The following is an 18296-nucleotide window of genomic DNA, read 5'->3' as shown; positions in this document are numbered from 1 at the left end:
CTACTCAACCCGGACCCGGTCGCCGTCGCTCAGATCGCCGACGCCACTCACGATGACCTCGTCGCCCTCGGCAAGACCGCCGAGGATCTCCACGCGGGTCTCCGTCAGACGGCCGACCTCGATCTCGGTTCGCTGTGCCCGCCCGTCCACGATGCGGTACACGAAGCTCGCACCGTCCGCTTCGAGTAGCGCCTCGACCGGCATGGTGACCGCGTTGCCGATAGTCTCGACCTCGATCTCCACCGAGCCGTTCATGCCGAGGAGCACGGCCGCGTCGCCGGGCTCGAACAGCAGGCGCACAGGAAACGCCGTACCGCCGGTGGGCGTCGTCACCGCCTCGCGACCGATGCGATCGACTGCGGCGGTGAACTCGCGGTCCATGATGCCGTCGAGCGAGATGACCGCCTTCATGCCGGACTCGACCCGCACCACATCGGTCTCGTCGACTTGTGCCGCGAAGGCCAGCGCGTCGAACGATACGATCTCAAAGGGCGCCGAGGCGGGCGTGACCGAGGAGCCCACCGAGAGGGTGCTGCCCGGACTCGTGGCGCTCGTCAAACCGGCGCCGCTGAGCAGCGATGCCGAAGCGCCCGATCCCGAGAACAGCACCACGCCGCCGACCGGCGCGACGATCTCCGCCCGATCGAGCGTGTCGTTGGCGTACGAGAGCGCCGCTTCGGCGGCAGCGACCGCTGCGTTGGCCGCAGCGAGCGAGGTGCTCACGTTCGAGGCCTTCGCGAGCGCATCGCGCTGCGACACCGCCGCGAGGTAGCCCGCGTACGCCTGGTCGCGCGCGATCTTCGCCTGCGCGATGGTGGCGCTGTTGTTCGATGCGGCGAGCAGCGCGGCGAGGCCGGTCTGCGCGTCGAAGAGGCTCGCCGCAGCCTGGTCACGCACGATCGCGAGCGCCGCGAGGGTGGATTCGAGCGTTGCGTCCCGCGGCAGCGGTGCCGGCAGGTACACGCCGTTGTAGAAGCTGTCGTACGCCGTCTGTGCGGTATCTGCCGCCGTCTGTGCAAGGGCCACGGCTGCCTGTGCCTGGGCGATGTCGCTTGCGGTCGGCGCGCCCACACCCGCCAGTGCGGCCTCGTACGCGGCATTGGCGAGCGAGTAGGCCGACCATGCCGCGTCCACGCCGGCCTGCGCCGCCTTGAGGGCGGAGGAGCCCGGAGCCGACGCGGTGACGGCATTGCGCTGCGCAAGCGCGGCTTGATACGCGGCCTGCGCCTGCGCGATCTGTATCTCGATGGGCGCCGTGTCCATCACGGCAAGCACCTGCCCGGCGATGACCTCGTCGCCCTCGGCCACCTCGATGCTTGCGAGTGTTCCCGTCGTCGGCGGATAGACAGCCGCCCGGGCCTCGGCCTCAACCGCGCCGGACGCGGAGACGAGCACCGCAAGGTCCTCGGAGATGACCTCGCCGACCTCGACCTCCGCAACATCGGAGTTCGCGACCGCGAGAGCGACTGCGGTCCCGCTCAGCGCAAGCACGACGACGAGCGCGATGATGGTCTTGATCCTCTTGGACACGCATGCCTCCCGGGACTCAGTGCGTTCAGGTGTTCACGCCGAGCACTGCTGGCAGCTCGGCGATGTCGTCGATGATGGCGTCGGGGTCAGCGGCCTCAAGTCGCTCGCGGCTCGCCACACCCCAGGTAGCAGCGATTGTGCCGACTCCGGCCCCGTTGCCCGATTCGATGTCCGCAGGGCTGTCGCCCACGTAGACCGCGCGCGCCGGATCCACGCGGAGCAGCCGGACGCCCTCGAGCACCGGCAGCGGGTCGGGCTTGTGAACGGGCGTGTCGTCGGCGGTGACCACGGCCGAGAAGTACGCGCCCAGTCCGAAGAGATCGATCGCGCGCTGAGCCATCAGCCGGCTCTTCGAGGTGACGATCGCCATCGGCAGGCCCGCCCCGGCCAGCGCGTCAAGCGTGGAGCGAGTGTTCGGGTACAGGCGGGCCATCTCGTCGTGCGTGCGGTGATTGAACTCGCGGTATGCCGCAAGCAGCCGCTCGGCGACGACCTCGTCGTCGGTGAAGTAGCGCATCTGGGCCGCGAGCGGAACGCCCACGTGGTGCATCAGCACGTCGTCCGGCAGCTGCTCGCCAAGGACCGCTTTCGTGGCGTGGCGGAACGAGGCGAGGATGTGCGGGATCGTATCGACCACCGTGCCGTCGAGATCGAAGAGAACTGCGGCGGGACCGGTAAGGCGCGTCGCGCTGGATGTGTGTTCATTCACAGGCGCAATCCTACCATTCTGGCCAGTTCCCGCCGGGACGTTTCTCGTGGATGCCACATCCGCGCGTGAGAACCTCACCGTGCCTCAGCGGACACGGCTGCAGCGTCTGTCTCCTCGGAGGCCTTGATCTTCCGCAGGAGCAGGAACGTCGCAATCGCGCCACTCGCGTACAGTGCCGCGGTGTAGAAGTACGGCGTCGTGTACGACGCAGCCATGAGACGGCCGCCGAGCGCACTGCCGCCGAGCCAGGCGATGCTCCAGCCGAATCGCACCCATCCGGCCACGAGCGGCTTGTCCTGAGCCGGCAGCCCCTCCATGGAGAGTTGGTTGTAGATCGGCCACGACATGTTCATGAGCATGCCTCGCAGCCAGAACAGGACGGCGGCGACCGGCAGGCTCGCCGCGAACGGGATCGAGATCAGGAACGGCAGCGACACCAGCTCGGTGATGACCACGGTGCCTGCCAGACCGAACCGTCGCGCCAGCCTCGGGGTCGCGAGCGCCGCCGTCGCCATCGCGAGCGCGCTCACGGCCTGGATGATCCCCACCTCGGTCACGGTCGCGCCGAGCCGATGCTTGAGGAATAGCGCCACGAACGGCATCACTAGGCCGGCGCCGAAGGAGATGAGCATCTCGGGCACAAGCAGACGGCCGACCCGACCCCAGGAGCTGAAACCCTTGAGCGAGGCAAGCCACTCCGACAACAGCCGTCCGCCGCGCTGGTGGCGGTCCTCGATGCCCGAGGCGAATACCGTGCTTGCCGCCATCAGGACCGCTGCCAGAACGATCGTGAGGCGATACGCCTCGGCCTCACCCGTGAGCGGACGCAGGAGTGCCGGCGTCACGCCGCCTATGAGCGACCCCACGACAATCGCTGCTGTGCGCGTCACGAAGTCGGCGGTGAACAGCTGTGTGCGCCCCGAGCGTCCCGCGTTTTCGGAGAGGAACGCCGTCGAAAGCGTTTGCATGGCGCCATCCCCGAGACCGTACAGCAGCCCAAGCGCCACGACGAGCGTCGCCGAAGGGACGTACGCCTGGCCGAGCCGTGCGAGACCGAGCGCAAATCCGGCGGCGATCATGAGACGCCGGTAGCCGAGAGAGGAGACGAGCGGCGGCAGCATCAGGCATACGATCGCTGCGGCGAGCGCGAGCGCCCCTTCGACGTCGCCGACGACCGACTCGGCGAAGCCCCGGTTCTTGAGCTCGATGGCGAACACCGTGCCGATGACGCCATAGCCGGCGTTCTGGAGGGAGACCGTCACGAGGTAGCGACGGGCGTTCATGGTGAAGTCGCGGGCGATGCCGCGGTACCTGGCCGGAAGCAGCCGGCCGATGATGCTCCACGCTCGCGACATGCGCTCCAACCCTGTATGACACGAAGAACGGCGCTCTTCGTCGGGAGCGCCGGGCGGCTCACGTCATACTAGCGCGCAACCCTACTGCATGCACTCATGGTGAGCGACCAGCGCCGACTGAATATCAACGCCCCCTCGATATGCGTAGCCGAGGGGGCGTTGGTGAGTCAGGACCTGACGCTACTCTTCCTCGTCGAACTCCTCGCTTACGAGATCCTCGGCCTCGGCCTCGAGGTCGGTCATGCCTGGCACGCGGTCTTCGGGCTCCTCGATGAGCGCCTGCTGGCCGTCCACCGTCACGGGTTTCTTCTTCTTCTTGCCGCTCACTCGGGCGATCGCCGAGACGCGGTCGCTCTCGCCCACGTTCATCACCTTGACGCCCTGCGTGGAGCGTCCGAGCTGGCTGATGTCCTCGGCCTTCACCCGGATGATGACGCCCTCATCGGAGATGAGCATGAGCTCATGTCCGGGCATGACGATCTTCATGCCGGCCAGGCGACCCTTCTTCGGCGTGACCTGGATGGTCTTCACGCCCATGCCGCCGCGGTTCTGGATCGGATACTGGTCGACCGGTGTGCGCTTCCCGTACCCGCGCTCGGTCACCACGAAGAGCTCGGAGCCGGGGTACGCGATCTCCATGCCGAGGACGCGGTCGTCGTCCTTCACGTTCATGCCTCGGACGCCGGTGGTGTCGCGGCCCATCGGACGGGCGTCGGCTTCGTCCCACTTGATGGCCTTGCCATCGGCCGAGACCATCATCACGCGCTCGCCCTGCTTCACGCGACGCACCGCTATGAGCTCGTCGTTTTCACGCAGGTTGATCGCGATGATGCCGTCGCGGCGGGAACGATCGTAGGCCTGTATGGCGGTCTTCTTCACCATGCCGTGCGAGGTGGCGAAGAGCAGGTACTCATCCGCGCCGAACTCGCGAGTGGTGATCGCGGCGGCGATGCGCTCGTCCTGCCCGAACGGCAAGAGGTTCACGACCGCCGTGCCCCGGGCGTGGCGCGAGCCGACCGGCAGCTCGTGGACCTTGAGACGGTAGACCTTGCCCTTGGTCGAGAAGAACAGGACGTAGTCGTGCGTGGAGCTGATGAACAGCTGCTCCACGAAGTCGCTCTCTTTGAGATTGACTCCGGAGATCCCCTTGCCGCCACGCTTCTGCTGGCGGTAGGTGGCCACCGGCAACCGCTTCACATACCCGGCCTTCGTGATGGTGACGACCATGTCCTCTTCGGCGATCAGGTCCTCGACGTCGAGGTCGCGCGCCACCCCCGAGATCTCGGTCCGGCGCTTGGTGCCGAACTTCTCCTTGATCTCGGCCATCTCGTCTTTGATGATCTGCAGGACGAACGTCATGTCGCCGAGTACCTGTTGGTACCAGGCGATCTTCTCGCGCAGCTCCGTGAGCTCTTCTTCGATCTTGCTGCGCTCGAGTCCGGTCAGGCGGCGTAGGCGCATCTCGAGGATGGCGTCGGTCTGCGCCTCGGACAGCGCGAACCGGCCCATCAGTCCGGCCTTGGCCTCCTGGTCATCCGCGCTTGCACGGATGATCTTGATGACCTCGTCGATGTTGTCGAGGGCGATGACGTAACCCTCGAGGATGTGAGCGCGCTCCTCGGCCTTGCGCAAGTCGTAGCGCGTGCGCCTGACGATGACGTCCTTCTGGTGCTCCACGTAGTAGACGAGCATCTGCTTGAGAGAGAGCTCTCGGGGCGTGCCGTCCACCAGCGCCAGCTGGATGATGCCCATGCCGGTCTCGAGCGGCGTATGCTTGTAGAGCTTGTTGAGGACGACCTGCGGGATCGCGATCTGCTTGAGCTCGATCACGATCCGCATGCCCTTGCGGTCCGATTCGTCGCGCAGGTCGGAGATCTCAGGCAGCTTCTTCTCGCGAACGAGTTCGGCGATCTTCGTGACGAGCTTGCTCTTGTTCACCGCATACGGGATCTCCGTGATGATGATCCGCATCCGGCCGGTCGAGGTCTGCTCGGCGTATGCCTTGCCGCGAACCTTGATCGAACCGCGACCGGTCTCGTATGCCGAAAGGATCCCCTCGCGGCCCATGATGGCGCCGCCGGTCGGAAAGTCCGGCCCGGGAAGGTGCTCCATCAGACCCTCGGTGGTGATATCCGGGTCGTCGATGAGCGCGGTAGCCGCGTCGATGACTTCGCTCAGGTTGTGCGGGGGGATGTTCGTGGCCATGCCCACCGCGATACCCGCTGAACCATTCACCAGGAGGTTCGGATAGCGGGCCGGCAACACAAGCGGCTCGGTCAACGACTCGTCGTAGTTAGGGCCGAAGTTGACCGTCTCCTTCTCGAGGTCCCGAAGGAGTTCCATCGCCGGCCGTGCGAGGCGCGACTCGGTGTAGCGCATGGCCGCCGCAGAGTCGCCGTCAACCGAACCGAAGTTGCCGTGTCCGTCGACGAGCGGCACGCGCATCGCAAAGTCCTGGGCCATGCGCACCATCGTGTCGTACACAGCTGAATCGCCGTGGGGGTGATACTTGCCCAGCACTTCACCGACGGTCCACGCCGACTTCTTGTACGACCGGTTCGGCAACAGGCCTGACTCGTGCATCGCGTAGAGGATGCGGCGGTGCACCGGCTTGAGCCCGTCCCGGACGTCCGGCAGCGCGCGGGCGACGATGACGCTCATCGAGTACTCGAGGAACGAGCGCCTCAGCTCGTCCTCGATATCGACCGGCACCACGTTGGACACGAACTCCTGATCAGTCACTGAGCGTATCTCCTCATCACGTGTGGTACTTGCGGTACAGGAAGTACGCGCCCCCGATGAACGCGCATCCGGTCAGGAACACCACGAACGAGATCGTCACGGCAAGAAGCATGTTCTCCGGCGCCGCGGCCCGGATATCGCCGAGAAGCACGAGCGACCTGATGAGGATGTAGACCCCCACCGCAGCCATGAAGCCCATGACGCTGTTGACGACCACCATATTGACCGGGTGAGTAGGCTTCTCTTCGCCTCGGAGCTGGATGAGCATCGACTCGACCTTCGCCTCCGGAAGCACCGCCGGGGGGCCTTCGTCGACAGGAGGCTGTGGAAAGCCCGGCACTTCGGCCGCCTCGGCCTCCGCCGGCGTGGCATCCACTGGCTTCGCGGGTACATCCGCCGGTTCTTCCCGGACCGCCCGCAATGCCGCGTTCAGCTCGTCTTTGGCCCGCGCCTCTTCCTGCTCCTTGCGAAAGCGGTCGAACGCTTCCTGCTCCCAGGGTGGGGGCTCGAAGCGCGGTATCGGCTGATCGGCGGCCATCGGGCTCCTCCGGACAACTCACTCGCTACACATCCAGGAAGCGCACGTTCTTCGCGTGCCGCTGGATGAACAACTTCCGTGGCTCGACCTGGTCGCCCATGAGGTCCATGAACGCTTCCTCGGCTGCCATCGCATCATCGAGCGTCACCTGCAGGAGCGTGCGCTTGGCGGGGTCCATCGTGGTCTCCCAGAGCTGATCCGGGTTCATCTCACCTAGGCCCTTGTACCGCTGGAGCCCGTACTTGGCGCTCTCGGCCAGTCCGCCGAGGATGCGCTGCAACTCCCTGTCGTTGTACGCGTACTCGTGCTTCTTGCCGTAGCTCACCTTGTAGAGCGGCGGCTGCGCGATGTAGATGTAGCCGGCGTCGATCATCTCCCGCATGAAGCGGTAGAAGAACGTCAGGATGAGACAGCGGATGTGTGCGCCGTCCACATCGGCGTCGGTCATGATGATGACCTTGTGGTAGCGGGCCTGAGCGAGGTCGAACTCCTCGGCGATGCCCGTGCCGAGAGCGGTGATCATCGCCTGGATCTCCAGCGATGACAACGCCCGCGTCATACCGGCCTTCTCGACGTTCAGGATCTTCCCGCGAAGAGGCAGGATCGCCTGGAAGCTTCGATCGCGCGCCTGCTTCGCCGACCCACCGGCCGAGTCGCCCTCGACGAGGTAGATCTCCGTCAGCGCCGCTTCCCTGATGGAGCAGTCGGCAAGCTTGCCCGGGAGAGTCGAGCTCTCGAGGAGTCCTTTACGTCGTGTCAGTTCACGCGCTTTGCGCGCAGCCATCCGGGCCTTGGCAGCCTGTGAGGACTTCGTCACGATCGCGCGCGCCGGCTTGGGGTGCTCCTCGAGGAACTCCGCGAGTCCGGTCGTCACGATCGACTGCACGAACGAGCGCATCTCTGTGTTGCCGAGTTTGGTCTTGGTCTGACCCTCAAACTGCGGATCGGTCAGCTTCACCGAGATGACGGCGATCAGGCCCTCGCGGATGTCCTCCCCGGAGAGGTTCTCGTCCTTCTCCTTGAGGATCCCCTGGCGTCGCGCGTAGTCGTTGATCGTACGGGTGAGGGCGTTCTTGAAACCATCGAGGTGTGTGCCGCCCTCATGCGTGTTGATGTTGTTCGCGAAGGCGAGCACCGTGTCCGAGTAGCCGGTGTTCCACCCCAGCGCCACCTCTGCCATGCCCTCGGGACCCTCGGCCTCGAAGTAGATCGGCTTGGCGTGGATGGTCTCGCGCTTCTCGTTCAAGTACTTCACGAAGTCGACGATGCCGCCGGCGTAGCGGAACTCCTCCGCGCGGGGTTCCAGCTCGCGCTCGTCGGTGAGGGTGATCTTGAGGTTCTTGTTGAGGAACGCTGTCTCTCGCATGTGCGCCGCGAGCGTGTCCCACGAGTACTCGGTGGTCTCGAAGATGTCGGGGTCTGCCCAGAAGGTGATCTTTGTGCCAGTGGCCTTGGACTTGCCGGTCGCTTTTAGTGAGCCGAGTGCTTTGCCGCGCTCGAAGGCCATTGTCCAGACTTGACCATCACGCTTGACCTCGATGTCGAGCCGGCTCGAGAGCGCGTTGACCACGCTCACACCCACGCCATGGAGACCACCGGAGACCTTGTAGCCACTGCCGCCGAACTTGCCTCCCGCGTGCAGGATCGTCAGGGCGACCTCAACGCCGGACTTCCGATACTTCGGGACGTTGTCCACTGGAATGCCGCGGCCATTGTCAGTGACCGACAGGGAGTTGTCGGGGTGGATGACGATCTCGATGGCCCCACAGTAGCCCGCGAGCGCCTCGTCGACCGAGTTGTCGACGACCTCGTACACGAGGTGATGCAGGCCCTTCGGCCCTGTTGAGCCGATGTACATGCCCGGGCGTTTGCGTACCGCCTCGAGCCCTTCGAGGACTTGGATATCTTTGCCGGAATACGAACTTTCGGGCACGACTACTCCTTCGTGACGAGACACGTGCAGGGTTCTGGAGCGAGAACGTGAACGACCACGATATATAGTCGTTCTCCCTGCTCAAGTATACCACAAGTGGTGTTTTTGACCCGGTTTCTCCAACCCCTCAAGAGGCCTCTTCAGGGCCCGTACGGCCCGTGCGAAGGCGAGCGCCCTTCTTCTGCTCAAGATCCTTGATCATCACTTTCAGCGCTACCTCCCGAAGCTCGGTATCGCGCACCGCCGTAGCGACGTGTTTCGCCTGCTCGAGTTCAACCCCATCAAGCGGGGCGGGGTCGGGGACCTCGGGTGTGTAGTACTCCTCCGCCGCCTGCTCCACGCCTTCCCGGGTGGTCGCTTCGGCCACCGCCCGGGAGACAGTGAATCGCAAGGTCTTCACCGCGTTGTCACCCAGATGTGTGTTCAGTCTCTGCCGAAGGTCCTCGGACATGAGCGATAGCTGATTTGCCCAGGCAGCGCCATCAACGAACACCACGAGCTCCTGCTTGTCGCGGAGTGCGAATCCTCGCGTGTGACGCGCGATCTCGTCGCCGGCTACCTTCGGCCACGCCTCGACCGCAAGCGATCCGTATCGCCGACCCGCGGTGTCGGTCTTTTGAATCACGCCGGATACAAGCGTCCGTAGTGGAAGGGTCTTCTTCATGCGCGCCACCGTTAGACCGCCCCCCTCAGGTCTACGACCCTCGCTTCGCGCAGAAGCGCCGGGTCGAAGTAGCCGGTCGTCGTGGTGGTCACGAATGTCTGCACGTCGCGCTGCACAAGGTCCGTGAGTGCGCCCCTGCGCGCCTCATCCAACTCGGACATCACATCATCAAGCAGGAGGACCGGGGTCTTTCTCAAAATCGCCTGTACCACCACGACTTCGGCCCACTTCCACGCCAGTGCGATCGTCCGCTGCTGACCTTGGCTGGCAAAGGAGCGTGCGTCTTTACCCCCCACCAGGAAGGTGATGTCGTCCCGATGCGGCCCCACAAGCGACACACCGCGCGCGCGTTCGTCGGCGTTCCGCCGTTCGAGCTCGGCTGACAGCGCTGCTTCTGCGGCGGCCACCTCCACCTCAGCTGTGAGGTCCGCCTCGGAAATCCCACACCGGTCGCACATCCGGACTTCGAGCGCCTCACCCGAGGCCAGATGTGTGTAGATGGGCGCGGCCGCATCGAGGACCTGGCGGGCGAGACGGCGGCGGTGTGTGTGCAGCCTCGCACCAAGCCGAACCAGTTGATTACTCCATGGGTCGACATCGGCCTGCGGTGCGCCTTCCCGCAGGAGCGTGTTGCGCTGGCGCACGACGCGCCCGTAGTCCCGCCGCAAGGCGCCATAGGGCGGAGACAGTTGCTCACCGAGTGTATCCAATGCTGAGCGGCGTTGTTCCGCGGGCCCTTTGACGAGCGAGAGATCATCGGGTGTGAAGGCGACGATCGGGACATACCGGCACGCGTCCACAGTGCGCCGCTTCCGGACCCCACCGACGATCCAGGTCTTCGCACCCGTGGGGTCGATCCTTACCTGTACGTCGGCGTGAGAGCCATCTCCATCAGCGGTCATCCCAACCATCGCCCCGGCTGCCCCCCATCTCACGACATCCTCCCAGCGGGGGTTCCTGAAAGACGCGCCCGTTGCAACGAGTTGGATAGCCTCGATGATGTTCGTCTTACCGATCGCGTTGGGGCCCGCGAACACCGTCAGTGCCGAGTCGGGCTTCATCTGCCAATGGGTGTAGTTGCGGAAGTCCCTGAGTTCGAGCTGGGTGATACGCACGCCGGCCGCCGCCTCCTACCCGAGGCGAACAGGCATGAGCAGGTAGGTGAAGCCGTCACCCTCCGTCGGACGCAGAACACCGGGCTTGAGCGGACTAGTCACCTCAAGTGCGATCGTGTCGTCTTCGGCCACCGAGATGCCGTCTAGGAGATACGCATGATTGAAGGCGATTTCGACATCCTCCCCCTCCGGAGTCACCTGGATGTCCTCACTGGCGTCGCCGATGTCCTGGGTTGCCGCAGAGAGGGTCAGTGTGTGGTCAGCAGCCGAGACTTTCACCCGGAGCGGTGTGTTGTGCTGGGCCATCAGCGACACGCGCTTCACAGCTTCGAGGAACTCGATTCGGTCAACGACAGCTCTGGTGGTGTGTTCCTTCGGCAGGAGCTGGCGGTAGTTCGGGAACGCGCCTTCAATGCGGCGGGAAACGAACGTTGTCTCCCCGAACGTGAAGATGACCTGATTCTCGGCCACACCAAGGGAGACCGACTCACTCGAGCCGATCAACTTCGCCACATCTTCCATCGCCTTTCCAGGCACGACCAACTCGATTTCGGTGAGAGCTCCACTGAGTGGCACCTCTCGTACGCAGAGGCGGTATGAGTCGGTGGCTACCATGCGCAGCAACCCTGCTTCGACGGCAACCAGGATGCCGGTCAGGATCGGCCGGGTCTCATCTCGGCTCACAGAACGTGAAACCTGGTGTACGACATGCGAGAAGGTGTCAGTTGGGAGTGACACCGTCTTCTCGGCGTCGACTTCGGGGAACCTCGGGTAGTCCTCCGCCGAAAGCGTTTTGAGCGAGAAGGATGACTGACCACACGTCACCGACGCGACACCTGTTGTCGTGGTGTCGATCGTCACGGCTGCCTCAGGAAGGCTCCGTGTGACATCGGTCAGAAGCTTGCCGGGAAGAACGCTTTCTCCAGCCTGTTCGATTCGCGCCTTACACGACGTTCTGATCGAGACCTCAAGGTCGGTCGCCTGGAAGATCACAGAATCTCCGCGGGTGGCGATGTGGATTCCGGAGAGGATCGGGAGTGTGGTCCGTGATGACAGCCCCCGGGATACCACCGATAGAGCCTCGAGCAGTTCGCCGCGCGCGATCGAGATCTTCATCTTCCGCCCTTTCTCTATGTCTCTTAGAGATATATCAATCAGTAGTCGTAGTAATAGGTGCTGTTAGTAGTGTGGAGTAGGCCTGTTCTACCAGGTGACTACCGGTGTTCTGCCTGTGGGGTACCTGTGTGAGAACTGTACCAGTCTCTCCACATATCCACAGTGTCACCACTCTCTCCACAAGCTGGGATCATTCACCACCAGTTACTCCCCGGAGTTTCCACACCCTAGTTCTTCTGACGGATGAGGTTGGTTAGGGTCTGAATCTGGTTGTAGACGTCACGCTGTTCGGTCATCAAACGCTGGATCTTCGTATTGGCGTAGATGACCGTCGTGTGATCCCTTCCGCCGAACTCACTGCCGATTTTTGGGAGAGAGTGATCGGTAAGCTCGCGCGTGAGATACATCGCGATCTGACGCGGATATGCGATGGACTGAGAACGCTTGCTGCCGACAAGGTCGTTCTTACTGATCCCGTAGAACCTACTAACCTCGTCTTTGATGACTGAGATCGAGATCGGCTTCACAGAGCGCTCAGGAATGATGTCTTTGAGCACGCTCTGCGCAAGATCAAGATTGATCGGGTGGCGAGTCACCGAGCTGAAGGCCACCACCCGCAACAGCGCCCCCCACAACTCCCGGATGTTGCTGGAGAAGCGGTCTGCGATGAGCGCGAGCACATCATCGGGAACCGCGTGGCCTTCGGCTTGGGCCTTGCGCCGGAGGATCGCGATCCTAGTCTCGAGATCAGGCGGCTGGATGTCGGCTATCAAGCCGCCACCAAACCGGGTCCGAAGACGCTCCTCGATATTGCCGATCTCTCCGGGAGGCCGATCCGAGGTCATCACAATCTGCTTGCCGGCCTCGCGTAGCGTGTTGAATGTGTGGAAGAACTCAGTCTGCGTGCTGTCCTTTCCGGCGATGAACTGAATGTCATCGACGAGTAGGACGTCGTTCTCACGGTAGGCGCGTCGGAAGCCAGGGATCCTACTCTTGTCCCCGATCGACTTGATGAAGTCGTTTGTGAACTGCTCGCTCGTGACGTACTTCACCTTCATATACGGGTAGCTCATACGAACGTAGGAGCCGATCGCTTTCAATAGGTGCGTCTTGCCGAGACCGGCCCCACCGTAGATGAAGAGAGGGTTGTATGCCGTGCCGGGAGTTTCGGCCACAGCGAGCGCAACATGGTAGGAAAACTGGTTTGAGGGACCGACAACAAACGAGTCGAACGTGCTCTTCGCATCGAGGTCCGACTCCTCCGCGCGCTCCCGGGGGACCACGATCGATTCCGGCTCTGCGGCAAGTTCGTATGTCTCTGGTTCGATCAGCGCAGCAGCAGCAGCCTCCCCCGACACACTGAAGCGAACCGTGATCGGTGCCCCCGTCACTTGGGTCAGGGCGGCGGCGAGCAGGCTTGAGTACCGTGTCTCGAGCCAGTCACGAGCGAAGTTGTTCTGCACGGACACGACCATCTCTTGGTCGATGATGCCGAGCGGCGCGGTTTGCTCAAACCATGTCTTGAAGGCCGTTGTATTCAGTTCTCCCCGCACCACATCGAGGGTGTCCTGCCAGACCTGCTGAACGTCAAGCATCAGCGAATCGCCACCTTATCTCCGGAAGAGCGCATCGAGGCACTGGACACCCTGGTCGGTCAGAACACGCTTGCCGGCGTTGTCGGCTGTGATGAGGCCGTGGCTGGTCAGGTGCTCGAGATCGCGAAAAGCAGTGGACAACCCCACCCCGAGCTCACGGGCGACGACCGTCGGGCCGAGTGAGCCCAACTCCATCGCGAGGGAGAGCACCTGCTTCTGGCGAAGGCTCAACTCCGGCGGCTCGTATGGTTCGGTCTGTCGGTCGAACTCCGGCTCGATCTCGGCAGGTTGAACGGGCGAGGTCATACGCAGGGTCACAACAGTCCCTGCACCGAGGTTGTCGTCGATCTCTATCGTTCCACCCGAGAATGTTAGGCACTCTCTTGCCACAGGGAGGCCCGAGCCCACACCTTTGATCACATGTTTCATATCCGAAGAGGCAGTCGTGAAGCCCGGGAGGAAGACACGTGTCTTGTCGGGGATGCCCGGCCCCTGGTCTGCGAACCGGAGCGTCTGTCCCCGATCAAGGACGCTCACCACAACCTCGTCGAACCCAGCATGGATGAAGTTCTCGACGATCTCGCGGATGACCGTGTAGGGGATCTGCCCGCCCGCCTCGTGTGACACCTGGTACGCGCGAGTGGTGAGGTTCTCGATGAGATCCCGTGCCGAGTCACCACTCACCCCCTCCACACGGGGCGGAGCTGTGAGCGCGTCGTAAACCGCGACAAGCGCGGTTGTCCCAAACGACACTGGATTCGCGGTCGAAAGCGGCCGCTCATCAGGTGGGATGATCCGGGCGGCCGGGTCCCGCTGGTCATAGAAAGACTTCACACTCACCCCTTGACGATGCGTTCATCCACACAACAATCCACATACAACATGTTGGAGAAACGCCTGGTAGAAGCCGTGTCCAGAAGCCTCCTGCACCACTTGAGCCGTTGCGCCTGACACGCTATGAACAGGCGTTTCTCACGTTTTCCACAATACTTTCCACACTTGTGGATAAGCTTTCCGCACGAACCATCGAACACCGGTCGAACACGCAGGTGAAGGCGTTCCGAGACCATGGAATGGCTTTCCGGGACACCTGGACCGGTGGAGAACCGGATCCGTGCTGTGGAAATCTTCGCTAGACTGTCAATGGTGATTCGGGGTCAATCCTGATGCTGTGGATAACCAACGGCGACGGACTCCCTGTACTCCTACGGAGCATCACAGGTGTAAGCTTCTGACCTGCGGTTTCCGCCACTAACGAGCGCCAATCGCCTCCCTTTCGAGTGGCGCTGATTGTAGCAGAGGGGATGCTGCGCCAACAACGCGCCGAATATGGTTATCCACAGGCCCGACACGCTTGAGTCCTGCGTTTTCCACACTATCCACAGATTTCATACTATTTTCCTGAGCGAGTATGAGCGTGAGGCCCGGCACTTTTCCATTCGAATCCACCCCTCGCAAGCAGCAATGCGTTGACACCGGAATCCTGACGCCGCTATAATCGCCAGGCTTGTGCCCGGCCCTGCGCCGGGGCACTGACTTGGAGGGACTGCGATGAAGCGCACCTATCAGCCGAACAACCGCAAGCGTGCGAAGACGCACGGTTTCCGCAAGCGCATGTCGACGAAGGCAGGCCGGGCCGTTCTCGCGGCGCGTCGCCGCAAGGGCCGTAAGGTCCTGTGCCCGAGCGCCGCGTAGGGGAACAGCAAGCGTAGGCCGCCAGGGCCACCATGCGGACGATCACCGCACACGATGAGATCGACCGGCTCTTCGCCGGCGGGCGCCGGGTATCCTACCCGGCGCTTCTTGTATTGGCCGCACCGACCCCCGAGGGAGCAGACCGTGGTGGCCGGGTGTTGTTCGTCGCCGGCAAGCGGCTAGGTCCCGCCGTGCACCGGAATCGCTGCAAGCGGGTCATGCGCGAGACAGTGCGCCGGGCTGGCGTGGATCTGGCCGGGTGGGACGTCGTGCTCGTGGCGCGCAAGGGCACGGCCGCCGCCGAACCAGCCGTGCTGGACCGCTCCTACGAAGAAGCGCTCGTTGTACTTGGAATCCAAAGATGAGGAATCCCGCGGTCATAGCGGTGAGCTTCGCTATCCGAGTCTATCAGCGCCTCATCTCGCCACTGCTGCCTCCATCATGCCGATTCATGCCCACCTGCTCCAACTACGCACTCACCGCCATAGGGCGGTACGGTGTCTTCAGAGGCGGATGGCTCGCGCTCAAGCGAATCGGCAGGTGCCATCCCTGGAACCCGGGAGGGTACGATCCGGTCCCGTGAGGAGACTGGGGACTCGCGCACGCGCGCGTAGTATAGTGTGTAGACTGCAAATCACCCCCCGACCCGGATCGGGAGTGGACGAAGGACCACGCCCCCGCCAGTGACCCTCATTGAGGAGGTCGACGCTCTGTGTTCGATGCGATAGGCAAAGTGCTCTTCGACGTGCTCCAGCAGATCTACACCGTGGTCGGCGACTACGGCTTCGCGATCATCGCGTTGACTCTTCTCATCAGGATCCTCCTGCTTCCTCTCACGGTGAAGCAGACCAAGTCCATGTACGAGCTCCAGCGCATCCAGCCCAAGATCAAGGAGCTGCAGGAGAAGTACAAGGACAACAAAGAGAAGGCCGCCGAGGAGACGATGAAGTTCTACAAGGAGAATCACGTGAGCCCGTTCGGTGGCTGTCTCCCGATGCTTCTGCAGATGCCGATCTTCCTCGCGCTGTATCGGATGCTGAGCTCGTACGGAGACACTACGGGGCTGTTCCCAAAGTACATTGCAGGCCTGCCGGATGCGGCTGCAGAAGCGGCTTCCAGATTCTGGATAGTGCTGCCAGATATTACCATGTCTGCCAGCCAGATGTATAAGGTCGGCGGCATCGGTCCGGCCATCCCCTACATCGTTTTCGTGATCCTGTTTGGTCTCGCGACCGTAGTTCCCCAACTCATGCAGCCCGGCGCCCAGGCTCAGCAGAAGCAGATGGCGTATCTAATGGGCGGCATGATGCTGTTCTTCGGCTGGCAGGTCTCAGGCGGCGTCCTGCTCTACTGGGTGACTCAGGGACTCCTGGGTCTGATCCAGCAGCAGATACAGACACGGGTCTATAAGGCCCGAGAGGAGCACGCATGATCAACGAGACAGTCATGGAGGGACCCACCGTCGAGGAAGCGCTCGACGCTGCGCTTGAGGAGATGGGGGTCCAGCAGGATGCCGTCGAGTTCGAGGTGCTGGACGAACCCAGCAAAGGTCTCTTTGGCTCGTCAGGCAAACCGGCGCGGGTGCGGGTCTGGCTGAAGCCGGGGGTTCAGCTGCAATCCCCCGACGAAGACGAGGAGGAAGTCGAAGACGGCGATGTCGTGCCGCCAACGTCCGAGCCGCAGACCCAGGCGACGGGCCCAACTCCCCTCCCGGAGCTCACCGATGAGCAGCTTGACGCGATCGCCGACGCCGGCGCGGCCACGATTCAGGAGATCATGGCCCGTCTTGGGATTGAGGCGTCGGTAGAGGAGTACGAGGGTGACGAGGGCGAGATCATCCTCGACATCGTCGGAGACGATCTCGGGATACTGATTGGACGTCACGGCCGGACCCTGGACGCCCTGCAGATCCTGGTCTCCGCGATAACGAACAGGCGGCTGGATCAGCGGTATCCGGTTGTCGTCGACGTATCAGGCTATCGCCACCGGCGCAGAGTCAAGCTTGAGGATATCGCGCGCAGAGCTGCCGACCGCGCGGCGAGGCAGCATCGTCTCGTTCAGCTTCGGCCGATGACGAGCTTCGAGCGTCGAGTGGTACACGTTGTCCTCCGCGATGACCGTCGGGTACGCACCGAGAGCGAGGGCGACGAGCCCAGACGAATGGTCGTCATCCACCCAAGGTAGTGTCAAAGCGGATCGAGAGAACAGAGGGGAGCGCGGATCTACCGCGCTCCCCTCTGTTCTCTCGTGGGCGAACCTGCGCGGCGTGGGAAGAGCCACGGCCTGCGCGCATGGACCAGAGCCAGATTCGATCCGAAGGGACCATCGCACTGCAGCTCGCGTCACGTCGTACCCCGGCCAGGCAATGCTGACGGTTAGTCCCGAACTGCGCGTGACGTTCCTGTGCTACGCTTGGTTCAGGCGCGGCATAGTGCGACGAGGTAGACCTCGAGTGACTGTCCAGAGTTCTTGGTTCGAGGATTCGGGGCAGCGGACGCAAGTTCGGTGCTTCTGCGACAAAGTGGCGCCGGGCAGGAAGCTGACTCGGGCTGTCGACGAAGGGCTGGGATGTTTCACGTGAAACATGAGGACCCCGCTGCTGGGATCGAAGTGCCGCGGGTGATGGCGGTCCTGCAGTCGTGTGGCGTTGAGCTGACAACCGAGCAAGCTACCCTTCTAGCCAGGCACGCAGAGCTCGTGCTCGAAGCGAATCAGCACATCAATCTGACGCGGATTACCGCCCCCGAAGACGTCATGCGCCTGCACCTCGCTGACTCGCTGATGTTTGTGAACTTGGTAGAACCGCTGCGGGGACCAATCCTTGACGTGGGTTCCGGCGCCGGCTACCCGGGCATCCCACTCGCAATCATGGGTTACGACGTGCAACTCTGCGAGTCCGTCAAGAAGAAGGCAGCGTTCCTCGCTGGGAGCGTGCAGTCGCTGAATCTGCCGGTTCAAGTTCATGCCGTGCGCGCTGAGGAACTTGCCGCGACGGCGCCCGGGCAGTACAACACCGTGGTGTTTCGAGCGGTCAGTTCGCTCGCTTCTCTCGTTGAGCTGGCATCCCCGCTGCTTCGTGACGGCGCACGAGCGATCGCGCTGAAAGCTGCAGTGACCGAAGACGAGCGGCGGGCTGGCGCCCGCGCCGGGTCGCTCTGCGGAATGAAGCCCGTCGATGAGCGGCGGTATACACTACCGTCCGGTGAGAATCGAACGGTGCTTGTGTATGAGCGTACGGGTTCCGCGAGCACGAGGCTCCCCAGGCGGCCAGGGTTGGCTCAGAATCATCCGCTCGGCTGACGAA

The 18296-nt window shown here is 63.2% G+C and carries 17 protein-coding genes; 6 read left to right on the top strand and 11 right to left on the bottom strand.

All coding sequences use genetic code 11. From position 1 onward, the window contains the following. From Q7W51_01035 to Q7W51_00985, 11 genes are all read right to left on the bottom strand, one after another. On the bottom strand, positions 1-1530 hold the full coding sequence (locus tag Q7W51_01035; GenBank protein MDO8846961.1) for an efflux RND transporter periplasmic adaptor subunit: 1530 nt from the start codon (positions 1528-1530) through the stop codon (positions 1-3). Positions 1531-1555: 25 nt separating this feature from the next. Further along, positions 1556-2239, bottom strand: a complete 684-nt coding sequence (locus Q7W51_01030) for an HAD-IA family hydrolase (protein ID MDO8846960.1) — start codon at positions 2237-2239, stop codon at positions 1556-1558. Between the two features lie 74 nt (positions 2240-2313). Then, positions 2314-3594: an MFS transporter gene (locus Q7W51_01025; GenBank protein ID MDO8846959.1), complete on the bottom strand. Its 1281-nt coding sequence runs from the start codon at positions 3592-3594 to the stop codon at positions 2314-2316. Between the two features lie 180 nt (positions 3595-3774). Further along, on the bottom strand, positions 3775-6336 hold the full coding sequence (gene gyrA, locus Q7W51_01020) for a DNA gyrase subunit A (GenBank protein ID MDO8846958.1): 2562 nt from the start codon (positions 6334-6336) through the stop codon (positions 3775-3777). 16 nt (positions 6337-6352) lie between these two features. Then, positions 6353-6874: a hypothetical protein gene (locus tag Q7W51_01015; protein ID MDO8846957.1), complete on the bottom strand. Its 522-nt coding sequence runs from the start codon at positions 6872-6874 to the stop codon at positions 6353-6355. Between the two features lie 25 nt (positions 6875-6899). Continuing rightward, complete coding sequence (gyrB, locus tag Q7W51_01010) at positions 6900-8807, bottom strand: DNA topoisomerase (ATP-hydrolyzing) subunit B (protein MDO8846956.1); 1908 nt, start codon at positions 8805-8807, stop codon at positions 6900-6902. 127 nt (positions 8808-8934) lie between these two features. Then, a complete protein-coding gene (locus Q7W51_01005) occupies positions 8935-9471 on the bottom strand; it encodes a DUF721 domain-containing protein (GenBank protein ID MDO8846955.1) in 537 nt (178 codons plus the stop codon). Between the two features lie 11 nt (positions 9472-9482). Further along, on the bottom strand, positions 9483-10586 hold the full coding sequence (gene recF / locus Q7W51_01000; protein MDO8846954.1) for a DNA replication and repair protein RecF: 1104 nt from the start codon (positions 10584-10586) through the stop codon (positions 9483-9485). Between the two features lie 15 nt (positions 10587-10601). Further along, positions 10602-11702: a DNA polymerase III subunit beta gene (gene dnaN, locus Q7W51_00995; GenBank protein MDO8846953.1), complete on the bottom strand. Its 1101-nt coding sequence runs from the start codon at positions 11700-11702 to the stop codon at positions 10602-10604. Between the two features lie 227 nt (positions 11703-11929). Next, the gene (gene dnaA, locus Q7W51_00990) at positions 11930-13297 is read right to left on the bottom strand and encodes a chromosomal replication initiator protein DnaA (GenBank protein MDO8846952.1); all 1368 of its coding nucleotides are present in this window, start codon (positions 13295-13297) and stop codon (positions 11930-11932) included. A gap of 15 nt (positions 13298-13312) precedes the next feature. After that, complete coding sequence (locus Q7W51_00985) at positions 13313-14131, bottom strand: ATP-binding protein (protein MDO8846951.1); 819 nt, start codon at positions 14129-14131, stop codon at positions 13313-13315. Positions 14132-14848: 717 nt separating this feature from the next. Here Q7W51_00985 and rpmH point away from each other — a divergent pair. From rpmH to rsmG, 6 genes are all read left to right on the top strand, one after another. After that, on the top strand, positions 14849-14992 hold the full coding sequence (gene rpmH / locus Q7W51_00980; GenBank protein MDO8846950.1) for a 50S ribosomal protein L34: 144 nt from the start codon (positions 14849-14851) through the stop codon (positions 14990-14992). Between the two features lie 32 nt (positions 14993-15024). Continuing rightward, the gene (gene rnpA, locus Q7W51_00975) at positions 15025-15357 is read left to right on the top strand and encodes a ribonuclease P protein component (GenBank protein ID MDO8846949.1); all 333 of its coding nucleotides are present in this window, start codon (positions 15025-15027) and stop codon (positions 15355-15357) included. After that, complete coding sequence (yidD, locus tag Q7W51_00970) at positions 15354-15575, top strand: membrane protein insertion efficiency factor YidD (GenBank protein MDO8846948.1); 222 nt, start codon at positions 15354-15356, stop codon at positions 15573-15575. Before rnpA ends, yidD begins: the two co-directional genes overlap by 4 nt. A 129-nt stretch (positions 15576-15704) precedes the next feature. Then, a complete protein-coding gene (locus Q7W51_00965) occupies positions 15705-16424 on the top strand; it encodes a YidC/Oxa1 family membrane protein insertase (protein ID MDO8846947.1) in 720 nt (239 codons plus the stop codon). Beyond that, positions 16421-17176, top strand: coding sequence for an RNA-binding cell elongation regulator Jag/EloR (gene jag / locus Q7W51_00960; GenBank protein MDO8846946.1), 756 nt, complete (start codon positions 16421-16423; stop codon positions 17174-17176). The genes Q7W51_00965 and jag overlap by 4 nt, the downstream gene beginning before the upstream one ends. A gap of 393 nt (positions 17177-17569) precedes the next feature. Further along, complete coding sequence (gene rsmG, locus Q7W51_00955; GenBank protein MDO8846945.1) at positions 17570-18292, top strand: 16S rRNA (guanine(527)-N(7))-methyltransferase RsmG; 723 nt, start codon at positions 17570-17572, stop codon at positions 18290-18292. Positions 18293-18296: the final 4 nt, after the last annotated feature.

Source organism: Coriobacteriia bacterium (genome assembly GCA_030652115.1).
Lineage (GTDB): Bacteria > Actinomycetota > Coriobacteriia > Anaerosomatales > Anaerosomataceae > UBA6100.
This window is presented reverse-complemented; position numbering and strand designations above follow the sequence as displayed.

Coding starts and splice junctions, on each gene's coding strand:
- yidD (MDO8846948.1), top strand. CDS start 15,354: ATGAGGAATCCCGCGGTCATAGCGGTGAGCTTCGCTATCCGAGTCTAT.
- rpmH (MDO8846950.1), top strand. CDS start 14,849: ATGAAGCGCACCTATCAGCCGAACAACCGCAAGCGTGCGAAGACGCAC.
- jag (MDO8846946.1), top strand. CDS start 16,421: ATGATCAACGAGACAGTCATGGAGGGACCCACCGTCGAGGAAGCGCTC.
- rnpA (MDO8846949.1), top strand. CDS start 15,025: ATGCGGACGATCACCGCACACGATGAGATCGACCGGCTCTTCGCCGGC.
- Q7W51_01025 (MDO8846959.1), bottom strand. CDS start 3,594: ATGTCGCGAGCGTGGAGCATCATCGGCCGGCTGCTTCCGGCCAGGTAC.
- Q7W51_01015 (MDO8846957.1), bottom strand. CDS start 6,874: ATGGCCGCCGATCAGCCGATACCGCGCTTCGAGCCCCCACCCTGGGAG.
- Q7W51_01005 (MDO8846955.1), bottom strand. CDS start 9,471: ATGAAGAAGACCCTTCCACTACGGACGCTTGTATCCGGCGTGATTCAA.
- dnaA (MDO8846952.1), bottom strand. CDS start 13,297: ATGCTTGACGTTCAGCAGGTCTGGCAGGACACCCTCGATGTGGTGCGG.
- dnaN (MDO8846953.1), bottom strand. CDS start 11,702: ATGAAGATCTCGATCGCGCGCGGCGAACTGCTCGAGGCTCTATCGGTG.